21 protein-coding genes are annotated in these 21,762 nt (G+C 72.2%); 9 read left to right on the plus strand and 12 right to left on the minus strand.

Annotation, left to right across the window (positions count from 1 at the left end; genetic code table 11):
* Window positions 1-80 precede the first annotated feature (80 nt).
* The 5 genes from Cba03nite_RS07425 to Cba03nite_RS07445 form a co-directional block, all read right to left on the minus strand.
* Window positions 81-317, minus strand: a complete 237-nt coding sequence (locus Cba03nite_RS07425; RefSeq protein ID WP_203743441.1) for a hypothetical protein — start codon at window positions 315-317, stop codon at window positions 81-83.
* Between the two features lie 230 nt (window positions 318-547).
* A complete protein-coding gene (locus tag Cba03nite_RS07430) occupies window positions 548-1,132 on the minus strand; it encodes an antibiotic biosynthesis monooxygenase (RefSeq protein ID WP_203743443.1) in 585 nt (194 codons plus the stop codon).
* Window positions 1,133-1,145: 13 nt separating this feature from the next.
* Window positions 1,146-3,380 carry a xanthine dehydrogenase family protein molybdopterin-binding subunit gene (locus Cba03nite_RS07435; RefSeq protein WP_203743445.1) on the minus strand — a complete coding sequence of 745 codons (2,235 nt, stop codon included), beginning with the start codon at window positions 3,378-3,380 and terminating at the stop codon, window positions 1,146-1,148.
* On the minus strand, window positions 3,377-4,339 hold the full coding sequence (locus Cba03nite_RS07440; protein ID WP_239125542.1) for an FAD binding domain-containing protein: 963 nt from the start codon (window positions 4,337-4,339) through the stop codon (window positions 3,377-3,379). The genes Cba03nite_RS07435 and Cba03nite_RS07440 overlap by 4 nt, the downstream gene beginning before the upstream one ends.
* 19 nt (window positions 4,340-4,358) lie before the next feature.
* Window positions 4,359-4,886, minus strand: coding sequence for a (2Fe-2S)-binding protein (locus Cba03nite_RS07445; protein WP_203743449.1), 528 nt, complete (start codon window positions 4,884-4,886; stop codon window positions 4,359-4,361).
* Between the two features lie 120 nt (window positions 4,887-5,006).
* Between Cba03nite_RS07445 and Cba03nite_RS07450 the strand changes: the two genes are divergently transcribed.
* The 3 genes from Cba03nite_RS07450 (at window position 5,007) to Cba03nite_RS07460 (ending at window position 8,770) form a co-directional block, all read left to right on the plus strand.
* Entirely contained in the window at window positions 5,007-5,369 is a 363-nt protein-coding gene (locus tag Cba03nite_RS07450) for a hypothetical protein (protein ID WP_203743451.1), read from the plus strand.
* Window positions 5,370-5,438: 69 nt separating this feature from the next.
* Window positions 5,439-7,838, plus strand: a complete 2,400-nt coding sequence (locus tag Cba03nite_RS07455; protein WP_203743453.1) for a phosphoketolase family protein — start codon at window positions 5,439-5,441, stop codon at window positions 7,836-7,838.
* The gene (locus tag Cba03nite_RS07460; protein ID WP_239125543.1) at window positions 7,835-8,770 is read left to right on the plus strand and encodes a universal stress protein; all 936 of its coding nucleotides are present in this window, start codon (window positions 7,835-7,837) and stop codon (window positions 8,768-8,770) included. The genes Cba03nite_RS07455 and Cba03nite_RS07460 overlap by 4 nt, the downstream gene beginning before the upstream one ends.
* Before the next feature lie 27 nt (window positions 8,771-8,797).
* Here Cba03nite_RS07460 and Cba03nite_RS07465 read toward each other — a convergent pair whose 3' ends face one another.
* The gene (locus Cba03nite_RS07465; RefSeq protein ID WP_203743455.1) at window positions 8,798-9,451 is read right to left on the minus strand and encodes a hypothetical protein; all 654 of its coding nucleotides are present in this window, start codon (window positions 9,449-9,451) and stop codon (window positions 8,798-8,800) included.
* Between the two features lie 123 nt (window positions 9,452-9,574).
* Here Cba03nite_RS07465 and Cba03nite_RS07470 point away from each other — a divergent pair, with 123 nt between their 5' ends.
* The 6 genes from Cba03nite_RS07470 (at window position 9,575) to Cba03nite_RS07495 (ending at window position 15,324) form a co-directional block, all read left to right on the plus strand.
* Window positions 9,575-11,266, plus strand: coding sequence for a SulP family inorganic anion transporter (locus Cba03nite_RS07470; protein ID WP_203743457.1), 1,692 nt, complete (start codon window positions 9,575-9,577; stop codon window positions 11,264-11,266).
* 64 nt (window positions 11,267-11,330) lie between these two features.
* Complete coding sequence (locus Cba03nite_RS07475; protein WP_203743459.1) at window positions 11,331-11,987, plus strand: phosphoribosyltransferase; 657 nt, start codon at window positions 11,331-11,333, stop codon at window positions 11,985-11,987.
* Entirely contained in the window at window positions 11,984-12,256 is a 273-nt protein-coding gene (locus Cba03nite_RS07480) for a DUF1876 domain-containing protein (RefSeq protein WP_203743461.1), read from the plus strand. Before Cba03nite_RS07475 ends, Cba03nite_RS07480 begins: the two co-directional genes overlap by 4 nt.
* Before the next feature lie 48 nt (window positions 12,257-12,304).
* Window positions 12,305-12,769 carry a universal stress protein gene (locus Cba03nite_RS07485; protein WP_203743463.1) on the plus strand — a complete coding sequence of 155 codons (465 nt, stop codon included), beginning with the start codon at window positions 12,305-12,307 and terminating at the stop codon, window positions 12,767-12,769.
* A gap of 131 nt (window positions 12,770-12,900) precedes the next feature.
* Window positions 12,901-14,019, plus strand: a complete 1,119-nt coding sequence (locus Cba03nite_RS07490) for an alpha/beta hydrolase (RefSeq protein ID WP_203743465.1) — start codon at window positions 12,901-12,903, stop codon at window positions 14,017-14,019.
* 90 nt (window positions 14,020-14,109) lie between these two features.
* Complete coding sequence (locus tag Cba03nite_RS07495) at window positions 14,110-15,324, plus strand: cation:proton antiporter domain-containing protein (protein WP_203743467.1); 1,215 nt, start codon at window positions 14,110-14,112, stop codon at window positions 15,322-15,324.
* Window positions 15,325-15,359: 35 nt separating this feature from the next.
* On the opposite strand, the gene Cba03nite_RS07500 is transcribed toward Cba03nite_RS07495, so the two are convergent.
* From Cba03nite_RS07500 to argF, 6 genes are read right to left on the minus strand one after another with little or no spacing between them, the layout of a single operon-like run.
* The gene (locus Cba03nite_RS07500; RefSeq protein ID WP_203743469.1) at window positions 15,360-16,856 is read right to left on the minus strand and encodes a YfcC family protein; all 1,497 of its coding nucleotides are present in this window, start codon (window positions 16,854-16,856) and stop codon (window positions 15,360-15,362) included.
* Entirely contained in the window at window positions 16,840-18,378 is a 1,539-nt protein-coding gene (locus Cba03nite_RS07505; protein WP_239125544.1) for a Na+/H+ antiporter NhaC family protein, read from the minus strand. The genes Cba03nite_RS07500 and Cba03nite_RS07505 overlap by 17 nt, the downstream gene beginning before the upstream one ends.
* On the minus strand, window positions 18,371-18,520 hold the full coding sequence (locus Cba03nite_RS07510; protein WP_203743471.1) for a hypothetical protein: 150 nt from the start codon (window positions 18,518-18,520) through the stop codon (window positions 18,371-18,373). The genes Cba03nite_RS07505 and Cba03nite_RS07510 overlap by 8 nt, the downstream gene beginning before the upstream one ends.
* Before the next feature lie 25 nt (window positions 18,521-18,545).
* Window positions 18,546-19,808 carry an arginine deiminase gene (locus Cba03nite_RS07515; RefSeq protein ID WP_203743473.1) on the minus strand — a complete coding sequence of 421 codons (1,263 nt, stop codon included), beginning with the start codon at window positions 19,806-19,808 and terminating at the stop codon, window positions 18,546-18,548.
* A 3-nt stretch (window positions 19,809-19,811) separates the two neighbouring features.
* Entirely contained in the window at window positions 19,812-20,747 is a 936-nt protein-coding gene (gene arcC, locus Cba03nite_RS07520; RefSeq protein WP_203743475.1) for a carbamate kinase, read from the minus strand.
* A gap of 1 nt (window position 20,748) precedes the next feature.
* Window positions 20,749-21,750: an ornithine carbamoyltransferase gene (gene argF / locus Cba03nite_RS07525; protein ID WP_203743477.1), complete on the minus strand. Its 1,002-nt coding sequence runs from the start codon at window positions 21,748-21,750 to the stop codon at window positions 20,749-20,751.
* Window positions 21,751-21,762: the final 12 nt, after the last annotated feature.

The raw sequence follows: 21,762 nt of genomic DNA on the forward strand, positions 1-21,762 counted from the left end.
CTTCTTAACGCTATGCGTAGAGGAAGGTGCCCTTCTTAACGCTCACCCGCGGACGGCGCCAGACGCGACGGCCAGGCGCTTCAGCGCTGGTCGGCCGCCGAGGCGCCGTCGCGTCGTCCACCCGCGCCGCCGTTGCGGGCTCTGATCGCCTTCTGCAGGTCCGTCAGCTGGCGGGACAGCCGTCCGATCTCGGCGATGAGGTGCCGGGCCCGCTGGCGCAGGTCCGCGAACTCGCCGTCGAAGTCGGTCCGCCTCTGGTCGGCCGGCCTGGCGCGCCGTGACACGTCATTTCGGGGCGGCATGTCGGCCCAGCTCATGTCGCACTCCTCTCCATCGGACGCGCCTACCCGGCAGCGACCGCCCGAAACGGCCGGAGCGCGGACAATACTGTGATGTTTCTCCGCCGTACGGCTGCTCGCCCGGCACCAGGGGCGACGGCACGACCGTCGTGAAGCGCTACGCGCCGCGTCCCGGCGGGACCAGAGCACCGGCGACGTTAAGAAGGTGCCCTTCCTCTACGCATAGCGTTAAGAAGGTGCCCTTCCTTTCAGTAGAGGTAGCGGCGGAGGAGGCGGCTGAGGAAGGGCATGACCAGGTAGGTGAGGAGGACGGAGAGCAGCAGGGGGATGATCGCGGCGCGGACCAGGTAGGGCAGGGGGAGTTCGGCGAGGTGTTCGGTGCCGAGCAGGTTGAAGATCAGGATCAGGGGGTAGACGCCGAGGAAGGAGACCAGGGCCATCTTCCACCTGGCGGGTGGTAGGACGGGGCGGCCGGGCAGGCTGAACCAGGTCTCCATGCCGGTGGTGGTCTCGCGCTGCTCGGCCTCCTCCGCGATCCCGGCCAGGTGCCGGACGGTGACCTCCCGCTCGGGCGAGGTGAGCCAGCGGCTGAGGTGGCGGCCGTTGTCGAAGCGCAGTACGCAGTGGTAGCGGCGCTGCTCCGCAGGTGTTCCTGCGGGCGGGCGCAGCCAGGTGACGCCGCGGTGCCCGGGAAACCGCGAAGACACCTGGTTGATCTCCTCCAGCCACCGCTCGAAGTCGGCCTCCCGGCCCGGCATGACCCGCCAGGTGAACAGCACGGAGACGGGTTCGTCGTCGGGCACCGGCCCCGCGGCCGCCGATCCCTCGATCACCGGCGGCCCGTCCTCACAGCACGCTCTCGATCGTGATCGGCAGCCGGTGGTGGCGGCGGCCGGTGGCGTGCCAGATCGCGTTGGCGATCGCGGCGGCGGTGCCGACCATGCTGACCTCGCCGATGCCCTTGACTCCCAGCGGGTTCACCACCGTGTCGGTGGTCTCGACCGTCTCGATGAGCACGTCGGGCGCGTCGGCGTTGACGGGCACCAGGTACTCGCCGAGGCTGGCGTTGGACCAGCGGCCGGCCGGGTCCATCACGGTGCCCTCCAGCAGGGCCTGGCTCATACCCCAGAGCATGCCGCCCATCAGCTGGCTGTGCGCGGTCTTGCGGTTGAGCACCCGCCCCGGGTCGAACACGCCGATCAGGCGCCGCACCCGGCACAGGCCCAGCTCGGGGTCCACCGCCACCTGCGCGAACTGTGCGCCGAACGTCATCGTGCCGTAGCCGGTGCCCATCATGCTGGGCGGGTTCCACGTGCCCAGCGCCTCGGCGTCGGTCATGTTCGCGCGCTGCAGCAGCTCGGCGTAGGACTCGCCGGTGTCCGGGCGCTCCCGCAGGTGCATCCGGCCCTCGGTCACGGTGATCTGCCCCGGGTCGGCGCCGTGCAGCGGCGAGCGCTCGTCGGCCACCGCCTGGGCGATCAGCTGGTCGCGCAGCGCCGTCGTCGCCACGTGCACCGCGGCGCTGACCATCCCGGCCCCGGCCGAGCCGACGGCCGCGGCCGTGTTGGGCAGATCCGTGTCGCCGTACTGGACGCGCACCCGCTCCAGCGGCAGGCCCAGCCCGTCCGCGGCGACCTGCGTCATCACCGTCGCCGAGCCGGTGCCGAAGTCGGCGAAGCTGGACTGCACCACGGCGCTGCCGTCGGCGAAGATGCGGGCGCGGGCCCGTTGCGGCCCGCCGGGCGGCGTCACCGGGTACGCGGAGCTGGCCATGCCCCAGCCGAGCAGCCAGTTGCCGTCGCGCTCGCGGCCGGGCCGCGGGTCGCGTTCGGACCAGCGGGCCAGCTCCGCGCCGCGCTGGTAGCACTCGCGCAGCCCCTTGCTGGACCACGGGTTGCCGGTGCCCGGCTCGGTCTCGGCGTAGTTGCGCAGCCGGATCTCCAGCGGGTCGAGGTCGAGCCGCTCGGCCAGCTCGTCGAGCGCGGTCTCCATGACGAACATGCCCGCCGCCTCGCCGGGGCACCGGGTGAACGTCGGGGTCATCGTGTTGGCCTTGATCAGGCGGTAGACGCCCTCGTAGTTGTCGCAGGCGTACATGCTCGACGCGACGCTCAGCGACGGTTCGGCCCAGTCGTCGAAGTGCGAGGTGGGGGAGAGCTTGTGATGGCGGATCGCCGTCAGCCGCCCGTCGCGGTCCGCCCCCAGGACGATCCGCATCTCCTGCTCCTCGCGGTGGCCGCAGCCGCTGAACATCTGCTCGCGGCTCAGCGCCAGCCGCACCGGCCGGTGCACCGCGCGCGCCGCGAGCGCCGACAGCGCCGGGTGGGCCCAGATCATCGCCTTGCAGCCGAAGCTGCCGCCGACGTAGCCGGTGACCACGCGGATATGCGACGGCATGATGTTGAGCAGCTCGGCGACGGTGTGCAGGGTCGCGTTGGGACCCTGGGTCGAGTCGTATAGGGTGAGCCGGTCGCCCTCCCAGACCGCCGTGGTCGCCGAGCACTCGATCGGGTTGTGGTGGTTGGCGGCGAGGTGGTAGCTCAGGTCCACCGTCTCGGCGGCCTCGGCGAGCCCGGCCGCCGCGTCGCCGCGGGTGATACGGCCCGGGATGAACCCCGCGAAGATCTTCTCCGCCTCGTACGCCCGGTCGCGTCCCTGCTCGATGGTGGTGATCGCGGGGGTGTGCTCGTAGGTGATGTGCACCAGCCGCGCCGCGTGCTCGGCCCGGTCCAGGGTGTCGGCGACCACGACGGCCAGCGGCTGTCCCGCGTAGTGGATCACCTCGTCCTGCATCGGGAAGAACGTCTGGCCGGACGCGGCCGCGCCGAACAGCGACGGCAGCAGCGCCGGCACCGACCCGCCCTTGGGCAGGTTCAGGTGGTGCAGTACGGCGAGCACGCCCTCGGCCCGCTCGGCGTCGTAGGTGTCGAGGTGCCCGATCCGGCCGCTCGGGATGCGTGAGGTGACCAGCACCGCGTGCACCAGGCCGGGCAGCGCGATCTCGGCCGAGTAGCGGCCCGCGCCGGTGATCTTCGCCAGCCCGTCGACGCGGTCCACGGGGCGCCCGATGGCGGTGCTCACGAGACGTCTCCTCTCGCGGCGAGGGTCTCCAGCGCGCGGACCATGGTGCGCTGCGCCAGCTCGATCTTGAACTCATTCATGGGCCGGGCAACGGCATCCGACATCTCCTCGGCCGCCGCACGGGCGAACGACTCGCGGGTCGCGGGCTGCCCGAGCAGCGCGCGCTCGGCCCGGCGGGCCCGCCACGGCTTGGTCGCCACGCCGCCCAGGGCCAGCCGCACCTCGGCCACCACGCCGTTCTCGAGCCGCAGCGCGCACGCCGCCGAGGCCAGCGCGAACTCGTACGACTCCCGGTCGCGCACCTTGAGGTACAGCGAGTTGCGGCCCACGGGCAGCGCCGGCACCTCGATCGCGGTGATCAGGTCACCGTGGTTGAGCGGGTGCTCCCGCTGCGGGGTGCCCCCGGGCAGCAGGAAGAAGTCGTCGATCGGGTACGCGTGGTGGCCGCCGGTGTTCTGCACGTGGATGACGGCGTCCAGCGCGGTCAGCGCCACCGCGACGTCGGACGGGTGGGTCGCGATGCAATGCTTGCTCGTGCCCAGCACCGCGTGACCGCGGTTGACGCCGGTCAGCGCGTCGCAGCCGCTGCCCGGCTCGCGCTTGTTGCAGGACGCCTCCGCGTCGCGGAAGTACGTGCACCGGGTGCGCTGCAGCATGTTGCCGCCCATCGAGGCCATGTTGCGCAGCTGCGCCGACGCCCCGAGCACCAGCGCTTCGGAGATCACCGGGAATCGCTCCATGACCAGCGGCGCCATCGCGACGTCGTTCATCCGGGCCATCGCGCCGATCCGCAGCGCGCCGTCGGGCTGCACCTCGATGTGGTCGATGGGCAGGTCGTTGATGTCGACCAGGCGCTGCGACGCCTCGGCGTAGATGCGCAGCATGTCCACCTTGGTGGTGCCGCCGGCCAGGTACGCGGCGCCCGCGTCGGCGGTGACGGTGGCGATCGCGGTGGCCACGTCGCGGACTCGGGAGTAGCTAACGGGCCGCACTGCCCACCCCTCCCACGCCGTCGCGCACGTCGCGGATCGCGGTGCGGATGTTCGGGTACGCCGCGCAGCGGCAGATGTTGCCGCTCATCCACTCGGCGATCTCGGCGTCGGAGCCGGCGTGCCCCTCGGCCAGCAGCGCGACGGCCGACATGATCTGGCCCGGGGTGCAGTAGCCGCACTGGAACGCGTCCTCGGACAGGAACGCCTTCTGCATCGGGTGCAGGATGCCGTTCTCGGCCAGGCCCTCGATCGTGGTGATCTCGCGGCCCTCGCAGGCGATGGCCAGGGTGAGGCAGGCGACGACGCGCCGCTTGTCGACCCATACCGTGCACGCGCCGCAGGCGCCCTGGTTGCAGCCCTTCTTGGCACCGGTGAGGTTCATGTGGTCGCGCAGGCAGTCCAGCAGGCTGACCCGCGGCTCGATACGCACCACGTGCGTGGCGCCGTTGACGTTGAGCACTACGTCGACCGGACCCGGGCCCTGCACCGCGTCCGGCAGATGGGAAGCCACCATCGCTCCTCCTCCTACGCGCCTCACGCCACGCTATAGCAGCTGGCCGGGCTTATCGGGGCGAATACGCATAGTCTGGACAAGGTCGGGTCGCGTGTCGTACCCGGGCCGCATGATCGCGCGATGGCAACCTCCGCGAACCGGCTCGACCGGTATCCCGTCGACGAGCACGGCAACCTGGAGCACTACCCGAGCAGCGTCCACACCTGGCAGGGGCGCGTCGTCGACAACGGCCAGCTGTGGTCGGCGGGCAACGAGCCGTTCGCGGCCGAGCTCACCTTCGTGGACGGCCGGCGGGGGCGCTCCGCGGCGGTCTTCGAATGGCGTGACGCGGCCGGCCGGGTGTACCCGATGTTCATGACGGACCTGCTCGACGTCCTCCACCACAAGGTGGTGGAGCGCGGCGTCGTGCGCGGTGTCTGGCAGGTGCGCAAGCGCGGCCAGAACTACGGGCTCGCCCTGGCCCCGGGCGAGCTGCCCGCCTGAGCTGCTCCGGCACCCGGAAAAGCGGACGAAGTGCCTGCGTAGCGCGTTGCGGCAGGCGAGGATCAGCACATGACGGTGACAGAGCGACCGGGCGCCGGGCACACCGCCGGTGTGACGCATCTCCGCGATGACGATCTGAGCAGGCTCGACGCCTGGTGGCGGGCGGCCAACTACCTGACCGTGGGCCAGATCTACCTGATGGGCAACCCGCTGCTGCGCGAGCCGCTGCTGCCCGAGCACATCAAACCCCGGCTGCTCGGCCACTGGGGCACGAGCCCCGGCCTCAACATGCTGTGGGCCCACCTCAACCGCACCATCACCAACCGCGACCTCAACGCCATGTTCATCTGCGGTCCCGGCCACGGCGGCCCGGCGATCGTGGCGAACACCTGGCTGGAGGGCACCTACAGCGAGCTGTACCCGAGCGTGGACCGCAGCGAGGCGGGCATGGGGCGGCTGTTCCGCCAGTTCTCGTTCCCGGGCGGCATCCCCAGCCATGTGGCGGCGGAGGTGCCGGGCTCCATCCACGAGGGCGGCGAGCTGGGCTACTCGCTGATGCACGCCTACGGCGCGGCGCTGGACAACCCCGGGCTGGTGGTGGCCTGCGTGATCGGCGACGGGGAGGCCGAGACCGGGCCGCTGGCGTGCAGCTGGCTGGCGAACACGTTCCTCAGCCCGGTGACCGACGGTGTGGTGCTGCCGATCCTGCACCTCAACGGCTACAAGATCGCCAACCCGACGGTGCTGGCCCGGATCCCCGAGCACGACCTGATGGCGATGATGCACGGGTTCGGGTACCGGCCGATCCTGGTCTCGGGGCACGACCCGGTGCGGGTGCACCACGAACTGGCGTACGCCCTGGACACCGCGCTCGACGAGATCGCCGGCATCCAGGCCCGCGCCCGGCAGGGCGCCGACGGGCAGCGGCCGCGCTGGCCGATGATCATCCTGCGTACGCCGAAGGGCTGGACCGGCCCCAGGATCGTCGACGGCGTGCCGGTCGAGGGCACGTTCCGGGCGCACCAGGTGCCGCTGTCCACCGTGCGCGACAACCCCGAGCACCTGGCGCAGCTGGAGCAGTGGCTGCGCTCGTACCGGCCGGAGGAGCTGTTCGACGCGACCGGCGCGCCGATGGGCTTCCTCGCCCCGCTGGCCCCGCGGGCGGCCCGGCGGATGAGCGCCAACCCGCATACCAACGGCGGCCTGCTGCTGCGCGACCTGGTCCTGCCCGACATCCGGGCGTACGCCGCCGACGTGCCCGCACCGGGTACGCCCGTCGCCGAGGCGACCCGGGCGCTCGGGGTGTGGCTGCGCGACGTGATCCGCGCCAATCCGGACCGGTTCCGGCTGTTCGGGCCGGACGAGGTCAACTCGAACCGGCTCAACGCCGTGTTCGAGGTGACCGACCGCGAGTTCGACGCGCAGATCTACGAGGGCGACGACCACCTGGCGCAGTCCGGCCGGGTCATCGAGGTGCTGTCCGAGCACCTGTGCGAGGGCCTGCTGGAGGGCTACCTCCTCACCGGCCGGCACGGCCTGCTCACCAGCTACGAGGCGTTCATCCACGTCGTCGACTCGATGGTCAACCAGCACGCGAAGTGGCTCAAGGTGACCCGCGGCATCGAGTGGCGCCGGCCCATCGCGTCGCTGACCTACCTGCTGTCCAGCCACGTGTGGCGCCAGGACCACAACGGCTTCTCGCACCAGGACCCCGGGTTCATCGACCACGTGGTGAACAAGAAGGCCGAGGTGTGCCGGATCTACCTGCCGCCGGACACCAACACGCTGCTGTCGACGATGGACCACTGCCTGCGCAGCCGCAACTACATCAACGTGGTGGTGGCCGGCAAACAGCCGCAGCCGTCCTGGCTGAGCATGACCGAGGCGGCCCTGCACTGCCGCCGCGGCCTGGGCATCTGGAACTGGGCCAGCAACGACGCGGGCGGGGTGCCGGACGTGGTGATGGCGTGCGCCGGGGACGTGCCCACGCTGGAGACGCTGGCCGCCGTCGACCTGCTCCAGCGCTACCTGCCCGAGCTGCGGGTGCGGGTGGTCAACGTGGTGGACCTGATGCGCCTGCAGCCGGAGAGCGAGCACCCGCACGGCCTGCCGGACGCCCAGTTCGACGCGATCTTCACGGTGGACCGGCCGGTGATCTTCGCGTACCACGGCTATCCGACGCTGATCCACCGGCTCACCTACCGGCGTACCAACCACGGCAACATCCACGTGCGCGGGTACAAGGAGGAGGGCACCACGACCACGCCGTTCGACATGGTGATGCTGAACGACCTGGACCGCTACCGGCTGGTCATCGACGTCATCGACCGGGTGCCGGGGCTGGGCGTGAGCGCGGCCGGGCTGCGCCAGTACATGACCGACGCCCGGCAGCGAGCCCGCGACCACACCCGCGCGTACGGGCAGGACGCCCCCGACATCACCGACTGGACCTGGCCGGGGCGCCGATGAACAGTCTCGACGCCGGGGCAGGCCCGGCCATGAACACCGAGGAGGGCGGCGCCCGGCCGGTCGTCGTCGGCGCCGACGGATCGGAGTCGTCGCTGGCCGCGGTGCGCATCGCCACCCGCGAGGCGGCCTGGCGGCAGCTGCCGCTGCGCATCGTGCACGCGTTCATCTGGCCGCTGATGCACGTCAAGATGGGCCCGTCGGAGGCCGGGCCGCAGGAGGGCGGACTGCGCCACGACGCCGAGCGCACCCTCGCCGCGGCGGCGGCCGTCGCCCGGGAGGCCGACCCGTCGGTCTCCGTGCTCACCGACCTGGTCACCGGCGCGCCCTCGCCGGTGCTGCTGCGCGCCGCCCGCGACGCGGAGCTGCTGGTCATCGGCGACCGCGGGCTCGGCGGGTTCACCGGGCTGCTGGTCGGGTCGGTCGCGGTGCAGTGCACGGCGCACGGGCGTACGCCGGTGCTGGTCGTGCGCGGCGAGCGCCGCGACGAGGGCCCGGTCGTGGTCGGCGTCGACGGATCGCCGGACTCGGTGCGCACCATCGAGGCGGCGTTCGAGGAGGCCGCCATGCGCGACACCGAGGTGCTGGCCGTGCACAGCTGGTCCCGCGCCGGCGGCCACGGCCACGGCGAGCACCACGACCACAAGCACGACGCGGCCACCGTCGCGCAGGAGGAGGGGCACCTGCTGGAGGACGCCCTGGCCGCCGTACGCAAGGACTACCCCGACGTCAAGGTCCGCGAGCACCTGCTCCGCGGCCGCCCCGCCAAGGTCCTGGTCGAACTGAGCAAGCAGGCGCAGCTCGTGGTCGTCGGCGCCCACGGCCGCGGCGGCTTCACCGGCCTGCTCCTCGGCTCGGTCAGCCACCAGGTCCTCCACCACGCCGACAGCCCCGTCCTCGTCATCCCCCGCACCGAAGGAAGGGCACCTTCTTAACGGTTTCCGTAGAGGAAGGGCACCTTCTTAACGCGGCCCCTGCGCAGCGCTGCGGGCCAGGATCGCCGGGTCGACCAGGCCGGCCGGGTCCCACTCGGCACCGTCGTCGCAGGCGGCCACGGCGGCGAGGAAATCCGCCTCGACCGGGCGCAGGTGCTCGATCAGCGCGGGGACCGGGTGAGGGTACGCGAAGCGGGCAGCCGCGGAGCCGACCAGCAGCACCGCGAGCGGCTGATCCCCGCTGAGCGGCAGGTCGGGGTAGACGTGGCCACCCCAGTGCAGGACCGCGGACTCGGCGCCTGCGTCGGCGAACCGGCCCGCCCCGGCGAGCATCAGCAGGTCCGTCTGGGTGCCGTAGGAGTCGCCGTGGTAGTCGTACAGGTACACCTCCAGCGCGCCGTCCCGGTGCCGGGCCAGCGTCATCCCGCCCGCCGCGCGCTCGGCGAGCCGGTCCAGGGGTGTGCCCGCCCGCGCGGCCAGGATGCCGGCCGCGACCGCCGGGTAGGCCGCAAGCTGGCCGAGCGCCCAGTCGGCGGCGGCGCCGTCGTTGCCCCAGCCACGCCACATCGCGTCGGGGTTCTCGACGGCCTCGACACCCGGCAGCGGGGTGCTGAGCCAGCCCTCGAAGCCGGTGCGCGACATCGGGATCCGTGCCGCGACCATGTACGACCGTCCACTCACGGCCAGACCGTAGCCCACCTGCCCGACAGGGTTAGGAAGGGCACCTTCTACTACGGAAAGCGATAACAAGGTGCCCTTCCTTTCGGGGGTTTCGGGGTGGGGCGGCATGAGGTAGAAGTGGGCATGGCTGAGAGACCACGGTGGATCCCGGGTGCGCCCGGGGTGGTGACGTTGCGCGGGTACGAGCGGGGCTGGCTGCGCGGGGACGTGCTGGCGGGGGCGACCGTCGCGGCGTACCTGATCCCGCAGGTGATGGCGTACGCGGGCCTGGCGGGGCTGCCGCCTGTCGCCGGGCTGTGGGCGGCGCTGCCCGCGCTGGCGCTCTACGCGCTGCTCGGCTCGTCGCGGCAGCTGTCGGTCGGGCCGGAGTCCACCACCGCGCTGATGACGGCCACCGTGATCGCGCCGCTGGCGGCGGGTGATCCCGGCCGGTACGCGGCGCTGGCCGCCGGACTCGCCGTCATCGTCGGCCTGCTGTGCCTGGTCTCCTGGGCGGTGCGGCTCGGGTTCGTGGCCGACCTGCTGTCCAAGCCGATCCTGGTCGGTTACATGGCGGGCGTCGCCGTAATCATGATCATCGGTCAGCTGGAGCGGCTCACCGGCATCCCCGTCGAGGGCGGCACGCTGCTGGGTGAGGTGTGGTCGTTCGTCAAGGGCATGGGCCAGGCGCACCTGGCCACCGTCGTGCTCGCCGCGCTGGTGCTGGCGTTCCTCTACCTGGTGCAGCGGCAGTGGCCCAAGCTGCCCGGCCCGCTGCTGGCGGTGCTGCTGGCCACGGCCGCCACCGCGGTGTTCGGGCTGCAGGACTACGGCATCGACACGGTCGGGGCGGTGCCGTCAGGGCTGCCGCCGTTCGCGCTGCCGGACCTGTCGGACTTCCAGGACCTGCTGCTGCCCGCCGTCGGCGTGATGCTGGTCGGGTACACCGACAACATGCTCACCGCCCGCGCCTTCGCCGCCCGCCACCGCCAGGAGGTCGACGCCGACCAGGAGCTGTTCGCCCTCGGCGTGGCCAACCTCGGCTCGGGCCTGCTGCGCGGCTTCCCGGTGAGCAGCAGCGGCAGCCGCACCGCGCTGGCCGACGCGGCGGGCGCGCGCAGCCAGGTCTACTCCCTGAGCGCGCTGGTGCTGGTCGTGTGCACGCTGCTGTTCGCCGGGCCGCTGCTGTCGGCGTTCCCCAGCGCGGCGCTGGGCGCGATCATCGTGTACGCGGCGCTGCGCCTGATCGACCTGCCCGGCTTCCGGCGGCTGGCCGCGTTCCGGCGCAGCGAGCTGCTGCTGGCGCTGGCCGCCTGCGCGGGCGTGCTGGTCTTCGACATCCTCTACGGCGTGCTCGCCGCGGTGGCGCTGTCGGTGGCCGAGATGCTGGCCCGGGTGGCCCGCCCGCACGACGCGGTGCTGGGCATCGTGCCCGGGGTGGCCGGGATGCACGACGTGGACGACTACCCGCAGGCGCGGACCGTGCCGGGTCTGATGATCTACCGGTACGACTCGCCGCTGTTCTTCGCCAACGCGCAGGACCTGCGGCGGCGGGCGCTGGCCGCGGTCAGCGAGGCGCCGGAGGTGAAGTGGTTCGTGCTCAACGCCGAGGCGATCGTCGAGGTCGACTACACCGCCATGGAGGCGGTCGAGGAGCTGCGCAGCGAGCTGACCCAGCGCGGCATCGTCTTCGGCATGGCCCACGTCAAACAGGAACTCATGGACGAAATGGTGTCATTCGGCCTGGCCGACGCGGTCGGGCGGGACCACCTGTTCCACACCCTGCCCACGGTCGTCGCGGCATACCGCAAGGAGCATCCCGAGATACCGGCCTGATCGGCGAAGTCCTGGTCACGGGGCCTCTTGCGGGACGAACATGGTGGGGGAGGGAGTTGGTGCCATGTTCCGCAACCGCAGCGACGCCGGCCACCGGCTGGCGCAGATGCTGACCTTCCTCCACGACGCCGACGTGGTGGTGCTCGGGTTGCCCCGGGGCGGCGTGGTCGTCGCCGCCGAGGTGGCCCGTGCCCTGCGCGCCCCGCTCGACGTGCTCGTGGTGCGCAAGCTCGGCGTGCCGTACCAGCCCGAGGTCGCCATGGGCGCGGTGGGCGAGGACGGCGTACGCGTGCTCAACCCGACCGTGATCGAGGCCGCGGGTGTCTCCGCGGCGGCCCTCGACCGGGTCGAGCAGGCCGAGCGGGCCGAGCTGGACCGCCGGGTGCAGCGCTACCGCCACGGCCGCGACGCCGAGGCGCTGGCCGAGCGCACCGTGGTCGTGGTCGACGACGGCATCGCCACCGGCGCCACCGCGCGGGCCGCCTGCCAGGTGGCGCGGGCCCGGGGCGCGGCGCACGTGGTGCTGGCCGTCCCGGTGGCCGCGGCCGACACCGCCGAGGACATGCGCGCCGTCGCCGACCAGGTGGTCTGCGTCGACACGCCGCGGTTCTTCATGGCCGTGGGCGAGCACTACGACGACTTCCGGCAGACCTCGGACGAGGAGGTCGTGGCGCTGCTGGAGGGTTCGGCGCACATCCTGGAGGGGAGGCACCCGCGATGAGTTCGATGAAGCGCTGGAACGTGGAGATCTTCGTCGGGGAGGACGAGGGACGCACCTACGCCGAGGCACGCATGCTCGACGACGACATCGGCGACCGCCTGATCGGCGTGGGCCGGGCCAAGCTGAACCCCGAGGACACCGACGTCCCCGAGATCGGCGACGAGCTGGCGGTCGCCCGCGCGCTGTCCGACCTCGGGCACCGGATGCTGGTCACCGCCGCGAGCGACATCCAGCGGGCGACCGGGCAGAACGTACGGCTCACGCATTGACACGACCGGTCGCGTTAGCGGCGGCGTGCCGAGGGTAGGGGGCGGTTCATGGCGAACTTCCGGATCGTGGTCGGCGTGGACGGTTCCGAGGGCGGCCGGCGGGCGCTGCGCTGGGCGGTGCACGAGGCGGCCGGACGCGGCGGCACCGTGCAGGCCGTCGCCGCGTGGCGCTGGGACGAGGTCGACGACGACGTCATCGGCTCGGCCGCCCGCGAGGACGCGACGGCGATGCTGGACCGCGAGCTGGGCGCGCTGCCGCCGTTCCAGCGGGAGGGCGTGAGCATCGCCGGTGAGGTGGTCGAGGGCCGGGCCGCCGACGTGCTCGCCGCCGCCGCGGCCGACGCCGACCTGCTGGTGCTGGGCAGTCACGGTACGAGCCGGCTGATGCACACCGTGCTCGGCTCGGTCAGCGAGGAGTGCATCGGCAAGGCCAGCTGCCCCGTGGTCGTCGTGCCCGTCGGCCACGAGCTGCCCCACCCCGCCGAGCTCGCGGTCCCCGACCCGGCGAACTGACCGCCGGATCCGCCGGATCCGCCGGACGTCACCCTCCCGGGCGACCGGCGCGCCGGGACTGTCGGGAACGTGTACCGGCGGCAGTCGGCCACCGCACAGTCCGAACGTGCCGCAGGCCGCATGCTCGACCGATGACGACATCGGGAGCGGGTCCGACCAGGCGCCGGCTGCTCGCCGGGCTGGGCGGCCTGGCGGCGCTCACCCTGCTGCCGGGCTGCAAGGAGGCCATCGAGGCGGCCGCTGACAGCTGCCCCGAGGATCCGGCCGAGTCCGGCGGCGTCACCTGGAACCCGGACATCGGCCGCCCCGTGTTCTGGGGCGTGCACGACCTGACCGCAGCGGCTCACGGCACGCCCCGCGACCTGCGGATCTACTACCCGAGCTACGACGGCGCGACCGCGAATGCGCCCATGCTCAAGCTCTGCCTGACCCGCTGGCCCATGGTGCTGCTGCTGCACGGCCAGCCGCCGCGGGGCGTGTCGCTCACGGGCTACCACGCGCGCTGGGAGCGGTTCGCGGCGGTGCTGGCACGCTGTGGGTACGTCGTCGTGGTGCCCAGCCATCCGGCACAGCTCGCGCAGAACGGCGCCGATCCGGCGATCGCCGCGGCGGGCGCCGACCTCGCCTGGGTGCGCGACAGCTGGGAGCACCGGCGCTGGGTGGACGCCCGCCCGGAGTCCACCGCCGTGGTCGGGCACTCGTACGGCGGCCTGCTGGGCGCCCGGGTCATGGCGGCCAACCCCGCCTTCGCCGCGTTCGTCAGCCTCGGCGCTCCGTACGGCGAGCTGACCGATCGCAGCGCCGTGCTCACCGGGATCGGCCGCCCGACGTTCTTCGCCTGGGCGGAGGGCAACGGCGGCGGCCTGTTCCTGGAGGACCTTGGCCCGCCGGCGAACGTGTGGGACGGCCTGCCCCAGCCCCGGTATGCCGCGGTGTACCAGGGTGAGCACTTCGACTATCTGCGCGCGCAGGATGCGGGCACCGACCTGCGCGGCCCGTGCCCGCTGGTCGGCGGCGCGATGGCGGACCTGGTGGCGCTGTTCCTGTCCACGCACGCGCCGGTGCCGCTGGGTCGCACGCGGGTCGGTGCCGACCTGAAACCGCCGCAGGTGGAGCTGACGCCGGAGCAGCAGTTCTTCGCCGGGGGGCACCTGCAGGGCGTGGCGCAGTTCCAGTCCGCCCCGGGATGCCGCCTGGACCTGCGCTGGAACCTCGACGGCCAGACGGGCAGCCGCAAGCTCGGCCCCTGACGCCGGACGGCCCGGCGGCACCGCTCGGCGATGACACAATGATGTCGTGCCTTCGCGGGATATTTCGGACAGCAAGACCGGGCATCGGCCGTGTACGGCCTGATCAGCCTCGCGATCGTGCTGATCGCCTGGGCGACCGTCTCGGCCCGCGCGGCGCGCTACAGCGTCACCGTTCCCGTCGCGCTGCTGCTGGCCGGGCTGCTGCTCGCCGTCGGCGACGAGCCGGCGGTCCGCCTCGACCTGGCGTCCCCCGCCATGCAGCACCTGCTGCAGGCGACGCTTGCGCTGGTGCTGTTCACCGACGCCACCGAGATCAGCCTGCGCCGCCTGCGCGAGGCAGGTCACCTGCCGCTGCGCCTGATCCTGATCGCGCTCCCGCTGACCGTGGCCGCGGGGTTCCTGCTCGGCGTCGCGCTGTTCCCGCTCGCGGGCGCGTGGGTGCTCGCACTGGTGGCGGCGGCGCTGGCGGCCACCGACTCCAGCCTGGCCGCGGTGCTGGTGCACGACCGTCGCATCCCGCACGACCTGCGCACCGCCGTCACCGTGGAGAGCGGCCTGAACGACGGCCTGGCCGCGCCGCTGGTGCTGGCGTTCCTCGCCGCGGCCGTCGCCGCCGACCACGACCGGCAGGCGGGCCAGGTGCTGGTGCAGACGGTCCGCGAGATCGCGTTCGCCCTGGTAGTGGGCGTGCTCGTCGGCGGGGCGGCGGCCCGGGTGCTGCGGGCGGCCCGCAAGCGCGGCTGGAGCACGGCCCGCGCCGAGCGGCTGGCGTACCTGGCGATCGCGCTGCTCGCGTTCGAGGCCGCGCACGCGGTGCACGGCAACGGCATCGTGGCCGGGTTCGTGGCGGGCATGGCCGTACGCGCGGTGGACCAGGACCTGCCCGAAGCGCACCTGCAGACCGCGCACGACGTGGTCGGGCTGCTGGCGGCCGGGGTGTGGTTCCTGTTCGGCTCCCTCATCCCGCAGGTCATCGGCGACGTGCTCGACTGGCGGATCGTGCTGTACGCCGTGCTCAGCCTGACCCTGGTCCGGATGCTGCCGGTCGCGGCGAGCCTGATCGGCCTGCGCCGGTTCAAGCGCGAGGTGCTGCTGCTGTCCTGGCTCGGGCCACGCGGCCTGCCCAGCGTGATCTTCGCGCTGATCGCGTTGCAGCAGCTCACCGGCGCGGCCGCAGCCCTGGTCGCCGCGCTCGTCATGGCCACGGTGCTGCTCAGCGTGCTCGCGCACGGGCTGTCGGCGGTGCCCATCGCCGAGCGCTGGACCGACCCCCGCACCCGGGTGCCCGCGTCCGAGCGGAACTGACCCGTGCGGCCGAACATCGTCCCGCCGGGCACTGCTCAGCTGAGCACGGCGGCCACGCCGAGCAGCACCACGGTGACCCCGGCCAGGATCGCCAGCAGCGGCCAGACCCAGCGCAGATAGCGGCCGTACGGGACGCGGGCGATGGCCAGCCCGCCCATCACCACCGCCGAGGTCGGGATGAACAGGTTCATCAGGCCGTTGGCGCTCTGGTACGCCGTCACCACCAGGTCCTGCGGCACCCCGAGGAACCCGGCGAGCGGCGCCATGATCGGCATCGCCACGGTGGCCAGCCCGGACGACGACGGGATCAGGAACGACAGCGGCAGGAACAGCGTGTACATGACGATGGCGAAGCCTGCCGCGCCCACGTCGCCCAGTGCCAGCTCGGCCCAGTGCAGCACGGTGTCGGTGATCTGGCCGTTGTTCATGATCACGGTGATGCCGCGGGCGATGCCGATGATCAGCGCCACCCCGAGCAGGTCGCGCCCGCCGTCCACGAACGAGCTGGTCAGCCTGCCCTCGTTCATGCCGCCGAGCAGGCCGATGAGGACGGAGAAGAACAGGAACGACGCGGTCATCTCGGGGAACCACCACCACAGCGTGGGCAGCGGGATGCCGAGGTCGGACCAGGGGATGACGGCGTACATCATCACCACGAAGGCGAGCCCGAACACGGCGAGGATGGCCTTGTGCCGCCCGGTGAGCTGCCGCGTCGCGTCGTCGGCGGACAGCTTGAAGTGCGCGTCGTTGTCCGCCTTCATGTCCGCGACCAGCGATTTCGCCGGGTCGCGGCGCACCCGCTCGGCGTAGCGCAGCACGAACCAGATGCCCACGGCCAGGCTGATCAGCAGGATCAGGATGCGCAGGCCGATGCCGTCGCTGATCGGGATGCCCGCGAAGCCGGACGCGATGCCGGTGGCGAACGGGTTGATGGTCGAGCCGAGCACCCCGATGCCGCAGCCCAGCAGCAGGATCGCCGCCGCGGTCACGGTGTCGTACCCGGCCGCGACCATGACCGCGATGACCAGGGCGTAGAAGGCCAGGCTCTCCTCGGCCATGCCGAACGTGGTGCCGCCCAGCGCGAACACCGACATCAGGATCGGGATCATCCACTTCTCCCGGCCCCGCAGCCGGGCGACCAGCCGGCCGATGCCCGCCTGGATCGCGCCGGTCTGCATGGTGACCCCGAGGAAGCCGCCGATGACGATGATGAACAGGGCCACGTCGATCGCGCCGAACAGCACGCCGCTGTTGTAGTAGCTGATCGTGCCGGCCTCGTCCTCGATGCCGTAGAGGCCGTTGATCGGCGCGGTCAGCGAGTCGACCACGATGCGCTGCGGCGTCGCGGGCACCTCGTGGTAGGTGCCCGGCACCGGGTTGCCCTCGGCGTCGCTGTCGTACGCCCCGGCCGGGATCAGCCAGGTCGCGACCGCCATCACCACGATCAGCCCGAACAGGATGGTGTACGCCGACGGCAGCGTGAACCGGGACCGCTTCGGCGCGGGCGCGGCCTGTTCAGGGTGCTCGCTCATCGACGTCTCCCGTCTCCGGCTCGGGCGGCACGGTCGCGACCTTGAAACCCAGGAAGCCGTAGAGCACGTCCAGCACCGGGCTGAGCAGGTTGAAGAAGCAGTAGGGCAGGTACGCCGCGGTCGGCACGCCGAGCACCCCGGAGATGTAGGCCCCGCAGGTGTTCCACGGCACCAGCACCGAGGTGACCGTGCCGGAGTCCTCCACGGCGCGCGACAGCACCTCCGGGGCCAGGCCGCGCCGGGCGAACTCGTCGCGGAACATGCGGGCCGGCAGCACGTCGGCGACGTACTGCTCACCGGCGATGACGTTGAGCCCGATGGCGCTGGAGTTGGCGGCCAGGATCAGCGTGCCGCGGCTGCGGGCCCGGGCCACGATCGGGGCGAGCAGCCGCTGCAGGAACCCGGCGTGCTCCATGACCGCGGCGAACGACAGCGCCCCCAGGATCAGCCAGACCGTGGTGAGCATGCCGGCCATGCCGCCCCGGGAGAACAGCTCGTCCACCTTCGGCGCCCCGGAGTGGCTGACGAAACCGGTCGCCATCGCGCCGAACAGCGCCTCGATCCCCGTGGTGACCGGGCCGAGCGACGGGTCGGCGACGAACGCGCGTACCGCCTCGGGCTGGGTGAACGGCGCGAGCAGGCCCGCGAACAGCGCCGAGCCGAGGATGGACAGGAACGGCGGATACCGCAGCAGCGCGAACGCGATGAGCAGCAGCAGCGGCAGCAGGCTGAGCAGGCCCGTGTTGAACGCGCCGCGCAGCGCCTCCTCGGCGGCGGCCGTGCTGACCTCCGCGGCGGGCCGGTTGCGGAACCCGATGATCAGGAACAGGATCAGGCTGATACCGAGCGCGGGCCCGGCGGTCCAGATCATGTTGCGGATGTGCGCGTTCACTGTCAGGCCGCGCCCGACCAGCTGCGGCACCAGGATGGTGGTCTCCGACAGGGGCGTCATCTTGTCGCCGAAGTACGCCCCGCAGATCACCGCACCGGCGGCGACGGCTACGGGCAGCTGCATCACGGTGGCCATCGCCACGAACGCGACGCCGAGGGTGCCGGCCGTGGTCCACGAGCTGCCGGTGACCATGCCTACCACCGCGCAGACCACCGCCGCGGTGAAGAAGAACCAGGCGGGGCTGATCAGCTGGATGCCGATGTCGACCACGGTCGGGATGGTCCCGGCCATGTTCCAGGTGCCGATCAGCGCGCCGACCGCGAGCAGGATGAACACCGCCCCGACGGCCGAGGTGACGCCGCCGATCGCGGCCTCGGCCACCGCCGCCACGGTGTGCCCGTTCTTGAACGCGATCAGGCTCGCGAAAGCCGCGGCCAGCAGCAGCGCCACCTGCAGCGGCCCGTTGGTCGCGTCGATGCCGAACAGGGCGACGGTCGTGGTCAGCAGCGCGATCAGGACCAGCACGGGCAGGAGCGCGTCCAGCATCGTCGGCGGCCGCGGCTGCCGGTCGCCGAAGGCGCTGCCCGGCTCGGCGGAGGCGCTGCCAGGCTCAGCGGTGGGCTCAGGCATCGCGGACGCCCGTCGCCGTCGCGGCGGCGCGGTCGCCGATCTGCCAGCCGCGGTGGTGCGCGACGCCCCGCGCGAACAGCAGCATCGCCAGCACGGCGAGCACCGCGACGGCGATCAGCAGCCATCTGCGGGCGTCGGTCATGGGCGTCTCCCGGCTCGCTCGCGGCTCAGAGGGGGTCGCGCAGCAGCGGGCACGTCATGCAGTGGCCGCCGCCGCGCCCCTTGCCCAGCTCGAAGCCCTCGATGGTGATCACCTCGATGCCGAAGGCGCGCATCTTGGCGTTGGTGTGCTCGTTGCGCTCGTACGCGACGACCACGCCGGGGGAGAGGGCGACCACGTTGTTGCCGTCGTCCCACTGCTCACGTTCCTGCTGGTAGGCGTCGCCGCCGGTCTCCACCACCCGCAGCCGGCCCACGCCCAGCGCGTCGGCCATGGCCGACAGCAGGTCGCGCTCCCGCGTGACGTGGAAGCGCCCGGGTGAGCTGCCGGGCCGCAGGCTGATCGCGCGCACCTGCTCGATCACCTTCGGGTAGACGGTGACCGCGTCCCGGTCGAGCATCGTCAGCACGGTGTCCAGGTGCATGTGCGCGCGGTCCTTGGTCATCACCACCGCGATCACCCGCTCGGCCGCGCCCGCGGCGAACAGCGCCCGCGCGACCTGCTCGATCATGCGCGCGGAGCTGCGCTCGCTGAGCCCGATGAGCACCGTGCCGTTGCCGATCGGCTGCACGTCGCCGCCCTCCAGGGTGGCCCGGCCGAAGTCCTCCACCTGGAACCGGCCGTCGTCGCCCAGCTCGGGATACCAGTAGTCGAACCTGGCGTCGGCGAACATCGGGTGGGCCCGGTACACCGCGGCGACGTTGTACGCCTCCAGCCGCCGGGCGGGCCAGAACATCGGGTTGACCGAGACACCGCCGTAGATCCAGCACGACGAGTCCCGGGTGAACAGGCTGTTCGGCAGCGGCGGCAGCACGAACGCGCTCTCGTCGTCCAGCGCCGCGGCGGGCAGCGAGGACTGCCGCAGCGGGCCGAGGTCGAGCCCGGCCTCGGCCACGGTGAGGCCGCCGATCAGGTGCCGGGCCAGCTCCGGCGGGGGCAGCTTGTCGAGCACGTCGCGTACGGCGTCGACCAGCGACACCCCGACGGTGTACTCGGAGGCGGCCAGCTCGATCACCCGCTGCCGGGCCGGGTCGCTCGCCGCCAGCGCCTCGCCGAGCAGGTCCTGCAGGTAGAACACCTCGACGCCGTGCTCGCGCATCCGCGCCACGAACTGGTCGTGCTCGTACTGCGCCCGCTCGACCCACAGCACGTCGTCGAAGAGCAGGTCGTCGTGGTTGGCGGGGGTGAGCCGGCGCAGGCTCAGCTCCGGCCGGTGCACCATGACCTTGCGTAACGTGCCCACCTCCGAGTGGACCCCGAACCGCTCCATCGCCTACCTCCCTGCCTCGCCGCCGTCATCCGGATGGACCTGGGTCCCGGCCGTGCCGTCCACGATCGCGGCGATGTCGGCCAGGCTCCCGATCGCGGCCCGCCGCCCGGTCCGCTCGACGAAACGCACCGCCGCCTGCACCTTCGGCCCCATCGACCCGGCCGCGAACCCCTGCCCGCGCAGCTGCCCGGCGCTCGCGCGCTCGATGCGCCGCTGCTGCGGGGCGCCCCAGTCGAGGTACACCCCGTCCACGTCGGTGGCCATCACGAACAGGTCGGCGTCGACCTCGCGGGCCAGCAGCTCACCGGCCAGGTCCTTGTCGATCACCGCTTCGACGCCGGTGAGGGTGCGCGGCTCGCCGGGCTGGAACATGGTGGGCACGCCGCCGCCCCCGGCGCAGATCACCACGACGTCCTTGTCGAGCAGCCAGCGGATGGGGCGGATCTCGAAGATGCGCCGCGGCTCGGGGGAGGCCACCACCCGGCGCCAGTGCGAGCCGTCGGGTTTGACGGTCCAGCCCTTCTCCGCCGCGAGACGCTGCGCCTGCGCCCGGTCGTAGACGGGGCCGACGAACTTGCTCGGGTCGCCGAACGCCGGATCGGCCGGGTCCACCTCGATCATCGTGAGCACGGTCGCCAGCGGCACCTCGGCGGGCAGCAGGTTGCCCAGCTCCTGTTCGAGGACATACCCGATCATGCCTTCGGTCTGCGCGCCGAGCACGTCCAGCGGGAACGGCTCCGCGCCGGCGTACGCCGCGCCCTGCAGCGCGAGCAGGCCGACCTGCGGGCCGTTGCCGTGCGTGAGCACGAGCTGGTGCCGCTGCGCGACCTGGGCCAGCAGCGGCGCGGCCACCCGTACGTTGCCCCGCTGCGCCTCGGCCGTCATCGGCTCGCCGCGCCGCAGCAGCGCGTTGCCGCCCAGCGCCACCACCACGCGCATCTCAGTCGCCCAGCGTCGCCACGAGCACGGCCTTGATCGTGTGCAGCCGGTTCTCGGCCTGGTCGAACACGATGGAGTGCTTCGACTCGAACACGTCGTCGGTGACCTCCAGCGCGTCCAGGCCGTACTCCTGGTAGATCTGCTCGCCGACCTTGGTCTCCCGGTTGTGGAACGCCGGCAGGCAGTGCATGAAGGAGACCTTCGGGTTGCCGGTGCGGGCCAGCACGTCCGCGTTCACCTGGTACGGCTTGAGCAGCTCGATGCGCTCGCCCCACACCGACTTGTCCTCGCCCATGGAGACCCACACGTCGGTGTAGAGGTAGTCGACACCGCGTACGCCCTCGTCCACGTCGGCGGTGAGGGTGAGCCGGGCGCCGGTCTCGGCGGCGATCTCGTGGCAGGTCTTGACCAGGTCCTCGCGCGGCCACAGGTGCTCCGGCGCGCACAGCCGCACGTCCATCCCGAACTTGCAGCCGCCGACCATGAGCGAGTTGCCCATGTTGTTGCGGGCGTCGCCGAGATAGCAGAACGCGACGTCGTGCAGCGGCTTGTCCACGTGCTCCTGCATGGTGAGCATGTCGGCGAGGATCTGCGTCGGGTGGAACTCGTCGGTCAGGCCGTTGTAGACGGGCACGCCCGCGTACGCGGCGAGCGTCTCCACGTGCTCCTGCGCCGAGCCGCGATACTCGATCGCGTCGAAGGTGCGCCCGAGCACCCGGGCGGTGTCCTTCATCGACTCCTTGTGCCCGATCTGCGAGCCGGTCGGCTCCAGGTAGGTGACCTGGGCGCCCTGGTCGTGCGCGGCGGTCTCGAACGCGGTCCGGGTGCGGGTCGAGGTCTTCTCGAAGATCAGCGCGATCTCCTTGCCGCGCAGCCGGGGCTGCTCGTAGCCGCCGCGCTTGGCCGCCTTCAGCTCCGCCGAGAGCTGAAGCAGGTGGCGCAGCTCCTCGGGGGTGAAGTCGAGCTCCTTGAGGAAGCTGCGGTTGCGCAGGTTGAACGCCATGGACGGTTCCTC

The sequence above is a fragment of the Catellatospora bangladeshensis genome, assembly GCF_016862575.1.
Classification (GTDB): domain Bacteria; phylum Actinomycetota; class Actinomycetes; order Mycobacteriales; family Micromonosporaceae; genus Catellatospora; species Catellatospora bangladeshensis.